We start from the raw sequence: 7,430 nt of genomic DNA, 5'->3' as shown, positions 1-7,430 counted from the left end.
GCACTGTCTGCCGTCATATCTGGCGTCAGGAGCCGGTGGCGGCGGTTCGGCCACCGGCTCCTGACGCCAGATATGACGGCAGACAGTGCAGCGGACCTTCACCGGCCCGTCACGGAATATGCTCGCATCGACGCTGAACCGCGTGGCGCAGTTGGGGCAGGAGAGAATCATGCCGGAGACCTGGCCGCTACGTGCAGTGCCGTTGCCCTTTTGCGTTTTGCTATTTTCCCTTATAGGACGGACAGGTCTAGGCTGGCAAGCTTAGGGGCTGGCAAGCTCAAGGCTGGTCGAGGCTTTTCGGAGGTGGCGACGCTGTGGTGCGGTTTCAGAATGTCGGGATGCGGTATGGGCCGGGGCCGGAAGTGCTGCGCGATGTCAGCTTCGACCTGGCGCCGGGCTCGTTCCACTTCCTGACCGGCCCTTCCGGCGCCGGCAAGACCTCGCTGCTCAAGCTGATGTATCTGGCGCATCGGCCGAGCCGGGGGGTGATCACCATGTTCGGGCAGGAAGTGGCCGCCGCCGATCGCGCCACCCTGCCGCTGCTGCGCCGCCGAATTGGCGTGGTTTTCCAGGATTTTCGCCTGCTGGATCATCTCAGCGCGCTGGATAATGTGGCCTTGCCGTTGCGTATCGCCGGGGTGGCCGAAAACCGCGTGGTGGATCATTGCTCGGAATTGCTCGCCTGGGTTGGCCTGGGCGACCGGCTGGAAGCGCGGCCGGCCACACTCTCGGGCGGCGAGAAACAGCGCGTGGCAATTGCCCGTGCGGTGATTGCACGGCCTTCACTGCTGCTGGCCGACGAGCCGACCGGCAATGTTGATCCCGAAATGGCGCAGCGCCTGATGTATCTGTTTGTTGAGTTGAACAAGAGCGGCACCGCCGTGGTGCTGGCTACGCATGACATTCACCTGCTGGAGCGATTCCGCTTTCCCACCCTGCGGCTGCGCGGCGGCCAGATCGAGGTGATGGCGGCATGAACGCCCGGCAGCCATCCGATTTGCAGCTTGAATCCGACGCTTCGGTGCGTTTCCTGCCCTGGGCGCTAGCGGTGATGGTGTTTCTGGCGGCGCTGGCCTTGGCCGGGGCGCTGGCACTGGACGGCACCGTGGCAGCCTGGCGCCAGGGTGTGTCCAGCCGCCTGACCGTGCAATTGGCCGACCGCCCGGGCGGCCCGCCGATGCAGCAACGGCTGGAAGCGGCGCTGGCGCAGTTGCGTGCCGTGCCCGGCGTGCAACGCGCCGAGGCGCTGGAGCGCAGCGCGGTGGAGGCTTTGCTCAAACCCTGGCTCGGCGATGCCGGCCTGGCTGGGGCCAGCGGCGGCCTGCCGCTGCCCGGCGTGATCGATGTGGAACTGGCGCCAGGCCAGGCGCTGTCGGTGGCGGCATTGGCGGCGCAATTGGAGCAGACTGTGCCCGGCGCCCGGCTGGATGATCCGAAACCCTGGCTCGACCAGTTGGTGCGGCTGGCGCGCTTGCTGCAAAGCCTGGGGCTTGGCATCGTGCTGCTGGTGGGGATGGCGATGGCGGCCCTGGTGATCTTCGCCACCCGGGCCGGGCTGGCGGCGCGGCGCGGCACCATCGAGGTGCTGCACCTGATCGGCGCCGAGGATGCCTATGTGGCGCGACAATTCCAGCGCCATGTGTCGCGCCTGGCATTTTACGGCGGTAGCGGCGGCTGGCTGGCGGCAGTGCTGATCCTGCTGGCCATCCAGTGGCTGGCCAGCAATGTCGGCCAGGGCCTGCTGCCCGGCTTTGCGCTGTTCTGGTGGCATTGGCTTTTGCTGCTGCTGCTGCCGCTGGCCGGCTTGATCCTGGCAGTGCTGACCGCCCGGCTCACCGTGCTGGGCGAATTGAAACGGATGTTGTGACCATGCTGGTATTGCTCGACCGCGATGGCGTGCTGAATGAAGACCGCGCCGATTACGTGAAATCCCCGGCCGAATTTGTGCCGATCCCCGGTATCGGCGCTGCCATCGCAGCGCTGAATGCGCGCCGCTGGCCGGTGGTGCTGTGCACCAACCAGGCCTGTATCGGCAAGGGCATCATCGACGTGGCGATGCTGGACCGGATTCACGACACCTTGCGCGACCATATCGCCAAGGATGGCGCCCATCTTGATCACATTCTGTTTGCGCCCGATCCGCCCTGGGCGCAGACCGAGCGCCGCAAGCCCGGCCCCGGCATGCCGCGCGAGGCGATGGCGCTGTTTCGCCATGCCCCGGCCGATACCGTGTTCATCGGCGATACCGATACCGACATGCAGGCAGCGGCCAAGGCCGGCTGCCGCCGCATCCTGGTGCGCAGCGGCAAGGGCCGCGCCACCCTGGCCAAAGGCTTGAGCCCGGAAACCCAGCCGGTGGCGATATTCGACGATCTGGCCGCCGCCGTGGCGCGTTTGTTAAGCGATGGGCCGGAGGCCGCGCCGCTATGAAAAGCCTGCACCGCCTGGGCCTCATCCTGCTGCTGCCGGCGCTGCTCTTTGGCGGCGGGCTGCTGGCCTTTGTGGATGGCGTGGCGCGGCTGCCCGAACCGGCGGCCGATCGCCGCACCGATGGCATCGTGGTGCTGACCGGCGGCACCGGCCGGCTGAATGCGGCGATCCGCCTGCTGGACCAGGAAAGCGCCGAGCGGCTGCTGATTTCCGGCGTCAGTGCCGGCGCCAGCAAGGCTTCACTGGCCCAGGCATTGCACCAGAGCCTGCCGGAAAGCCTGCTGGCGCGGCCTGACCGCGCCGGCCTGGATGTGGTGATGCTGATGGATTGCTGCATTGATCTGGGCTTCGAAGCCATCGACACCGCCGGCAATGCGGTGGAAACCAAGGCCTGGGCGCAAGGCCGCGGTTATCGCTCGCTGCGGCTGGTGACGGCGAATTATCACATGCCGCGCGCCCTGGCCGAATTTCGCCGCCAGCTTGGCGATATCGAGATTGTGCCGCATCCGGTGCGGCCGGATTTCCTGCGCGTGGAAGATTGGTGGCGGGATCGCGCCGATGGCCTGTTCCTGTTTGGTGAATATGCCAAATATGTCGCCGCGCTGATTCGCGCCCGCATCGAAGACCATATCAACGGCTGGCTGGAAGGCTGAACATGCTGCTGCTTATCCGCTCGCTGCTATTCCAGGCCGCCTTTCTGCTCTGCACCAGTGTGATTGCCATTCTCACCCTGCCGGCGCTGGCGCTGCAATGGCAAGGCGTTGTCCGCCCGGTCAGCCGCTTCTGGGCGCATGCGGTCAACCTGCTGCTGCGGCTCTGCGCCGGCATCGATTATCGCATCGAGGGCCGCGAGCATCTGCCGCCGGGGCCGTTCATCCTCGCTGCCAAGCATCAATCGCTGTGGGATACCTCGGTGGTGCTCGCATTGTTCGACAATCCTTGCATCGTCATCAAGCAGGAATTGCTGCGTATCCCGATCTATGGCTGGTTCACCCGCGTGCTGGGCATGGTGCCAGTGGATCGGGATGGCGGCGGCGCGGCGCTGAAAAAGATGCTGCGCGCCTGCCGCAACGCCGCCGAACAGGGCCGCAGCCTGATCATTTTCCCGCAAGGCACCCGCACCCTGCCCGGCGAAGTGGCGCCTTACCAGCCCGGGGTGGTGGCGATCTATCGCGAAACCAAGCTGCCTGTGGTGCCGGTGGCGCTGAATTCCGGGTTTTTCTGGCCCAAACATGATTGGCGCCGGCCGCCCGGGCTGATCCGCCTGCAATTCCTGCCGGTGATCCCGCCCGGCCTCAAGCGCGAAGCCTTCATGGCCGAGCTGGAAAGCCGCATTGAAACCGCCAATGCCAAGCTGGAAGCGGAAACTCGCGAGTCATTACAGAAACGTTAAGCGAACATTTTGTTGACTCGCCGCCTCGGGGCGATAGAGTCAACCCATGTCGCCAAGCACACCGATCTCCCAGCAGATCTGGGATATGAAATACCGCCTGAAAGGGCCGGACGGGTATCCGCTGGATCACACCATCGAGGATACTTGGCGCCGCATTGCGCGCAGCCTGGCGGTGCAGGAGGCCGATCCGGCCGGCCGCGAAGCCGAATTTTATGCCGCCTTGCAGGATTTCCGCTTCCTGCCGGCCGGCCGTATCGTGGCCGGGGCCGGCAGCGGCCGCAAGGTGACGCTGTTCAACTGCTTTGTCATGGGCAGCATCCCGGACGATATGGGCGGCATTTTCGAGCATCTCAAGCAAGCCGCGCTGACCATGCAGCAGGGCGGCGGCATCGGCTATGATTTTTCCACATTGCGGCCGCGCGGCGCCCTGGTGCGCGGCGTGGGCGCCGATGCCTCGGGGCCGCTCAGCTTCATGGATGTGTGGGATGCGATGTGCCGCACCATCATGTCGGCCGGGCATCGCCGCGGCGCCATGATGGCCACCCTGCGCTGCGACCATCCGGATATCGAAGCCTTCATCGCCGCCAAGCAGGAGCCGGGCCGGCTGCGCATGTTCAATCTGTCGGTGCTGATAACCGATGCCTTCATGCAGGCCGTGCAGGATAACCAGCCTTGGGAATTACGTTTCGACGGCACCACCTACAAGACGCTACAGGCGCGTGAGCTGTGGGAGCGCATCATGCGCGCCACCTATGCCTATGCCGAACCGGGCGTGATCTTCATCGACCGCATCAACCGGCGCAACAACCTGCATTACTGCGAAACCATCAGCGCCACCAATCCCTGTGTCACGGGTGAGACCTGGGTGAGCACCACCGCAGGGCCGCGCCAGGTGCATGAGCTGGTCGGGCAGCCCTTCACGGCCCTGGTGGACGGCCAGCCGCATGCCAGCGGCCCGCAAGGCTTTTTCGCCACCGGGCAGAAGCCGGTATGGCGCCTGACCACGCAGGAAGGCCATAGCCTGCGCCTGACCGCCGATCATCCGGTGCTGGCGGTGATACAACACACCCGTTTCAGGCATGAAACCGCCTGGCGCAAGGCCGGCGATTTGCGCCCGGGCGACCGTATCATGCTGCATGACCAGCGCCGGGCAGCGGCTTGGAATGGTGCCTATAGCGAAGCGGAAGGTTATCTGATCGGGCTGTTGCTGGGCGATGGCACATTGACCCAGGAGAAAGCCGTGCTGAGCGTGTGGCGGCAGCGCCGCCAGGCCACTGGCACGCATGACCAGCCAGCCGGGCCGGATGGCGCCGAAGGCATCATGGCCGCCGCATTGGCGGCGGCGACAAGCCTGCCGCATCGCGCCGATTTCCAGGGCTGGCGGCCGGTTTCCGGGCGCGACGAATGGCGCCTGTCGCTGGCGGCGCTGACCCAGCTTGCGGCACGGCTGGGGCTGACACCCGGGCAGCCGAAAGCCATCACCCCGGCGATGGAGCGCGCCTCGGCGGCTTTCCAGCGCGGCTTGCTGCGCGGCCTGTTCGATACCGATGGTTCGGTGCAGGGCAGCCAAGCCAAAGGCGTCAGCCTGCGGCTGAGCCAGAGCGATGCCGGTTTGCTGCAAACCACGCAGCGCCTGCTGCTGCGTTTCGGCATCCATGCCGTGCTGTATCGTGAGCGCCGCCCGGCCCAGGCCCGGCTGCTGCCCGATGGGCGCGGCGGCCAGCGACAATATGAGTGTGTGGCGCAGCATGAACTGGTGATTGCCGGCGAAAATATCGGCCGCTATGCGGCTTTGATCGGCTTCAGCGACAATGCCAAGGCGGCCCGCCTGCAAGATTTACTGCGGGCTTATCGGCGGCAGCCGAACCGCGAGCATTTCATTGCCACCGTGGCGGGGCTGGAAGCCGATGGCAACGAGACAGTGTATGATGTTCAGGTGCCGGGGCCGCATGCCTTCGATGCCAATGGCCTATATGTGCATAATTGCGGCGAGCAGCCCTTGCCGCCTTACGGCGCCTGCCTGCTGGGGTCGATCAATCTGGCGCAGCTGGTGCAAAAGCCTTTTGAGGCAGAGGCGGCGCTTGATCTGGCGGCATTGCAGCGGCTGACCGAAACCGCCGTGCGCATGATGGACAACACCATCGATGTATCGAATTTTCCGCTGCCGCAGCAGGCCGAGGAAGCGCGGCTGAAACGCCGCATCGGCCTGGGCGTTACCGGGCTGGCCGATGCGCTGATCCTGTGTGGTGCGCGCTATGGCTCGCCGCAATCGCTGGCGCTGATCGAGACCTGGCTCTGCACCTTGCGCGATGCCGCCTATCGCGCCTCGGTGGCCTTGGCGCGCGAGAAGGGGGCGTTTCCGCTGTTTGAGGCAGCGGCTTATCTGGCCGGTGAGGGCATCGCCGAACTGCCCGCGGATATTCGCGCCGATATTGCCAGCCATGGCATCCGCAATGCCTTGCTGACCTCGATTGCGCCCACCGGCACGATCTCGCTGTTAGCCGACAACATCTCCTCCGGCCTGGAGCCGGTTTTTGCCTTCAGCTACAGCCGCAATGTGCTGATGCCGGATGGCAGCCGGCGCGAGGAGGAAGTGAGCGATTATGCTTTGCGGCTGTATCGCCGGCTCAAGGGCGAGGATGCGGCTTTGGGCGAGGCTTTTGTTGATGCGCAATCGCTGGCGCCCGAGGACCATGTGCGGGTGCAGGCCGTGGTGCAGAAATATATCGACAGTTCGATTTCCAAAACCATCAATCTGCCCGAGGATATCGATTTCGAGGCCTTCAAGGATGTTTATGCCCTGGCCTACCAGCTCGGCTGCAAGGGCTGCACAACCTACCGGCCGAATGACGTGACCGGCGCCGTGCTGAGCGTGAAAAAAGCCGCGCCGCGCAAGGCCGAGCAAGCCGAATTGCCACTGGCGCCGGCGCGCAGCCCCTTGTCGAAACGCGCCGCCGCCAGCACGCCGCCGGCAGCGGCTTCGGCCGGCGGCGTGGTCTACATGACCCGTCCGCTGGATCGCCCTGAGGCTTTGCCCGGCAAAACCTACAAGATCACCTGGCCGGATTCCGAACACGCCATGTACATCACGGTGAACGACATTGTGCAGGATGGCCGGCGCCGGCCGTTTGAGATGTTCATCAATTCGAAGAATACCGAGCATTATGCCTGGACCGTGGCGCTGACACGCATGATCTCGGCGGTGTTCCGGCGCGGCGGCGATGTCAGCTTTGTGGTGGACGAGCTGAAGGCGGTGTTTGATCCACGCGGCGGGCAATGGATGGGTGGGCGCTACATCCCGTCGCTGCTGGCCGCCATCGGTGAAGTGATCGAGCGCCACCTGATCGATATCGGCTTTATCGGCGAGGGCGGCGGCGCGCTGGCAGCGGAAAGCAGTGAGCGATTGCTGATCGAGGTGGCAGCCCGCCCGGAAGCATCTAGGGCCGAAGCAACAGCGCGACCCGAGGCGGCGGCACCGCCAGCCAGGCCAAATCTGCGGCAATGCCCAAAATGCGGCCAGGCTGCCCTGCTGCGCCAGGAAGGCTGCGATAGCTGCACCGCCTGCGGCTATAGCAAGTGCGGCTGAGCTGGGTATTATAGCCGCATA

Annotated in this window: 7 protein-coding genes; 6 read left to right on the top strand and 1 reads right to left on the bottom strand. The window is 65.2% G+C overall.

What is annotated here, in order from left to right; genetic code table 11:
* The coding region (locus tag KBB36_RS20995; RefSeq protein WP_366933188.1) for a zinc-ribbon domain-containing protein at positions 1-171 on the bottom strand (171 nt) is incomplete at its 3' end.
* Between the two features lie 143 nt (positions 172-314).
* Between KBB36_RS20995 and ftsE the strand changes: the two genes are divergently transcribed.
* Genes ftsE through KBB36_RS12570 form a run of 6 tightly spaced genes read left to right on the top strand, consistent with a single transcriptional unit; the run spans position 315 to position 7,409 of the window.
* Positions 315-977: a cell division ATP-binding protein FtsE gene (ftsE, locus tag KBB36_RS12595; RefSeq protein WP_290981159.1), complete on the top strand. Its 663-nt coding sequence runs from the start codon at positions 315-317 to the stop codon at positions 975-977.
* Positions 974-1,867, top strand: a complete 894-nt coding sequence (locus KBB36_RS12590; protein WP_290981156.1) for a cell division protein — start codon at positions 974-976, stop codon at positions 1,865-1,867. Before ftsE ends, KBB36_RS12590 begins: the two co-directional genes overlap by 4 nt.
* Before the next feature lie 2 nt (positions 1,868-1,869).
* Positions 1,870-2,430, top strand: coding sequence for an HAD-IIIA family hydrolase (locus KBB36_RS12585; protein WP_290981153.1), 561 nt, complete (start codon positions 1,870-1,872; stop codon positions 2,428-2,430).
* Entirely contained in the window at positions 2,427-3,083 is a 657-nt protein-coding gene (locus tag KBB36_RS12580) for a YdcF family protein (RefSeq protein ID WP_290981150.1), read from the top strand. The genes KBB36_RS12585 and KBB36_RS12580 overlap by 4 nt, the downstream gene beginning before the upstream one ends.
* Before the next feature lie 2 nt (positions 3,084-3,085).
* Positions 3,086-3,823 (top strand): 1-acyl-sn-glycerol-3-phosphate acyltransferase, encoded by a 738-nt coding sequence (locus tag KBB36_RS12575; RefSeq protein WP_290981147.1) that lies wholly within the window; start codon positions 3,086-3,088, stop codon positions 3,821-3,823.
* A 46-nt stretch (positions 3,824-3,869) separates the two neighbouring features.
* Complete coding sequence (locus KBB36_RS12570; protein WP_290981144.1) at positions 3,870-7,409, top strand: LAGLIDADG family homing endonuclease; 3,540 nt, start codon at positions 3,870-3,872, stop codon at positions 7,407-7,409.
* The last annotated feature ends 21 nt before the right edge of the window (positions 7,410-7,430 follow it).

The sequence above is a fragment of the Ferrovibrio sp. genome, assembly GCF_017994015.1.
Taxonomy (GTDB): domain Bacteria; phylum Pseudomonadota; class Alphaproteobacteria; order Ferrovibrionales; family Ferrovibrionaceae; genus Ferrovibrio.
The sequence above is the reverse complement of the archived record's forward strand: the minus strand, read 5'-3'. Positions and strand labels throughout refer to the sequence as shown.

What these genes read in the sequence shown, in the direction of transcription:
- KBB36_RS12590 (WP_290981156.1), top strand. Translation starts at nt 974, where the DNA reads ATGAACGCCCGGCAGCCATCCGATTTGCAGCTTGAATCCGACGCTTCG.
- KBB36_RS12585 (WP_290981153.1), top strand. Translation starts at nt 1,870, where the DNA reads ATGCTGGTATTGCTCGACCGCGATGGCGTGCTGAATGAAGACCGCGCC.
- KBB36_RS12580 (WP_290981150.1), top strand. Translation starts at nt 2,427, where the DNA reads ATGAAAAGCCTGCACCGCCTGGGCCTCATCCTGCTGCTGCCGGCGCTG.
- KBB36_RS12575 (WP_290981147.1), top strand. Translation starts at nt 3,086, where the DNA reads ATGCTGCTGCTTATCCGCTCGCTGCTATTCCAGGCCGCCTTTCTGCTC.
- KBB36_RS12570 (WP_290981144.1), top strand. Translation starts at nt 3,870, where the DNA reads ATGTCGCCAAGCACACCGATCTCCCAGCAGATCTGGGATATGAAATAC.